This window comes from Mycobacterium sp. (genome assembly GCF_052144515.1).
In the GTDB taxonomy this organism is placed as follows: Bacteria; Actinomycetota; Actinomycetes; order Mycobacteriales; family Mycobacteriaceae; genus Mycobacterium.
The window spans coordinates 1-2856 of record NZ_JBKQQD010000177.1; the positions used below are offsets into that span (position 1 = coordinate 1).

A 2856-nucleotide genomic window follows, 5' to 3' on the forward strand; every position below is an offset into this window, starting at 1 on the left:
TACGGGCTCTACGCGCTGCTGCGCCTGCACTTCGTGCAGGAGGAGGAGAACTACTTCACCCTGAGCGAGGACGAGTCGGAGACGCTATCCCGCTGAGGGCGGTCGTTGCATCACCGTCCCCAGCAGCTCCGAGCCGTACTCGATGTTGTCGTAGTCCCGCCCCTCGCGCCGACGGTTGCCCGCCGCGGCCGGCGGCACCCCCATCGGGGTCATCGGCATCCCAAGCCACGGGGGCGTTTCCGAAGGAAGCGACGACACCGCCGAGGCGAGTTGCACAGGTGACTCCGTCGAGAACAGTCCCACCACACCGGGCGGCGCAACCAGCTTGCCGACCATCACCCCAACGCCCACCTCCGCGGTAGGTGCTTCCGCCCATCCGGCCGCGCCGAGGGCGTTGGCGAATCGCGCCTCCGCCGCCGCCAAGCTGGCCTCGCCTTCCGCCAGGCCTGCAGCAACGTCCCCGCCCAGGGACTGGAACCCCTTGGCGGTCGCGAATTGCGCCAGGACGCCGAGGATGTTGACGGGGTATCCACCGGCAGCGATTGTTTGGTTTGCCCAGGTGTTGGCGAGTCCGAACCAACCTGTGTTGGGGTTGAACCCGCCTGGGGTGCTGAGGATCGACGTGAAAAAAGACCCAATTTGGTCAATGATCGACTGCGCCGAAGTGGAGGTCGTCGCCGCAGGCACCGCAGCGGCTTGGGCGGCCGTCCCGGTCGGATCGACAATCGCAGGCGGCGAAGAGAACTGGTGCAGCACGACAGCGCTCGCCGAAGTTTCCGCGTAGCGAAACATCGCCGCCGAGTTGTTCACCCACATTGCTACGTATTCGGCCTCGGTTTCGGCGATCGCCGGCAGGTTGATCCCGAAGAAGTTGGTGGCCACCAACCATGCCAACCGCGTTCGGTTGGCAGTGACCAGTGCGGGTTGCACGACCGTGAAATGAGTCAGCTCGAACGCCGCTACCACCGCCCGCACCGACGAGCCGACCTGCTCGCACTGCTGCGCGGTGGTGCGCAACCAGGCGAGGTAGGGTTCGACAGCTTTGGCCATTGCCGTCGAGGACGGACCTCGCCAGTCCGCGGTCAGTAGCGACAGCACCGAGGCATAGCTGCCAACGGATTCCTCCAAATCGAAGCTCAGCTGCTGCCAAACACTGGAAGCCGCGACCAGCGACCCCGCACCGGGTCCGGAGTGGATCAGCGCTGAGGTGATCTCGGGCGGCAGGATGCCAAAATCCATCACGGCTTATCCCGAAGAACGACCCGGCCAGGACGAGCGCGGCGCGTCGGACCCTACGGCAATTCTCGGTGTCCTACTGCTGCGTCCGCTGTTGTGGGGCACCATCGTCAGCCCTCATCCCCCGCTTGGGGGCCTTTGCACAACCTTTTTCGGGAGCTCCGTGCCGCCTTCGAGGTCTTCGAGGTTCTGCTGCTTTCTCTTGCGCCAGCCGCTGCCCGCCGAGATCGGCGGCGGCACCATCATCGGCATCATCGGCATCATTGGCATCGCGGACAGCCCGGAGCTCCCCGCAGGAAGCGGCGATACAGACGACGCCAGCTGCACTGGCGATTGCGCAGCCGGCAACAGCCCCACCACGGCGGGCGGTGCGGTCAGCTTGCCCACCGTGACCCCCACACCCAGCGCCGCCGTGGGAGCCGAGGCCGATCCGGCGGCCTTGATCGCACTGGCGAATTGCGTCTCCGACGCCCCCAGCGCGGCCTCTCCCTCCGCCAGGCCCTGGCCGACTTCGCCGCCCACAGACTGAACCCCCTGGGCGGTCGCCAATTGCGCCTCGACACCGAGGAGGTTGATAGGGAACCCGGACGAGAGGAACTGGTTGCCCCAGACGTTGGCCAGTCCGAACCAGCCGACTTGGGGATCGAAGCCGCCCGGGGTGCTGAGGATCGAACTGAAAAACGACCCGATTTGGTTAATGACCGACTGCGCAGAAGTGGGGGTGGTCGCCGCAGGCACAGCAGCGGCTTGGGTCGCCATCCCTGTCGGATTGGCGATCGTCAGCGGCGACGAGAACTGCGGCAACGCGGTGGCTTGCGCCGAGGCTGCCTGGTAGCGAGTCATCGCCGCCGAGTTGGCCGCCCACATCGCCTGGTACTCGGCTTCGGTTTCGGCGATCGCCGCCGTGTTGCTCCCGAACCTGTTGGTGGCCAGCAACTGCGCCAGCCGCGTCCGGTTGGCGGTGACCTGTGCGGGGGTGACCACGGCCGAGCGCACGGCGGTGAATGCCGTCGCCGCGGCCTCTGCTGAGGCGCCCATCTGCTGCGACTGCTGCGCGGTGGTGCGCAACCAGATCAGATAGGGCTGCACCGATTGGACCATCGCCATTGCTGACGGACCGCTCCACGTCTCAATCAGTCCCGACAACGATGACGCGTAGACGGCGACGGAGTTCTCCAATTCGGCGGCCAGCTGCTGCCACGCACCGGAGGCCTCGATCAACGAGCCCGCCCCGGGCCCGGTATGGATCAGCGCCGAAATGATCTCGGGAGGCGCGAACAAATCCATAATCTCTTACCCTCCCTGCGCGGGTAACGCCATTGGAAAATTGCGTCGACTAGGCCGCGACGAACCCTGAAACATTACGCATCGACGCCTCCCGTGCAGCCCGGACCTTCCCCTTTTTGTACCGGATGTGACGAACGATATACCTGTGACGCTAGTCAGCCGCGAGTTTTCGATCACGAGGCCTTAGTCCCGACAGGGATGGTCGTAGGGCCTTTCCCGGGCACCCAGCCGGGTCACACGGTCACCGAGGCGCCGCGTTGGACCTCGACGATTAGGTCGGCCATGCCGCGGCATTGCATTTCTCGCGTGAAATCGTCCAACGGCGACGCAAAG

At 65.6% G+C, this 2856-nt stretch carries 2 protein-coding genes; both read right to left on the reverse strand.

Annotation, left to right across the window (positions count from 1 at the left end):
* Positions 1 to 84: 84 nt before the first annotated feature.
* Positions 85 to 1239 (reverse strand): PPE family protein, encoded by a 1155-nt coding sequence (locus tag ACLP9N_RS11795; RefSeq protein ID WP_442407575.1) that lies wholly within the window; start codon positions 1237 to 1239, stop codon positions 85 to 87.
* Between the two features lie 114 nt (positions 1240 to 1353).
* Complete coding sequence (locus ACLP9N_RS11800) at positions 1354 to 2523, reverse strand: PPE family protein (protein ID WP_442407576.1); 1170 nt, start codon at positions 2521 to 2523, stop codon at positions 1354 to 1356.
* Positions 2524 to 2856: the final 333 nt, after the last annotated feature.

What these genes read in the sequence shown, in the direction of transcription:
- ACLP9N_RS11795 (WP_442407575.1), bottom strand. Translation starts at nt 1,239, where the DNA reads ATGGATTTTGGCATCCTGCCGCCCGAGATCACCTCAGCGCTGATCCAC.
- ACLP9N_RS11800 (WP_442407576.1), bottom strand. Translation starts at nt 2,523, where the DNA reads ATGGATTTGTTCGCGCCTCCCGAGATCATTTCGGCGCTGATCCATACC.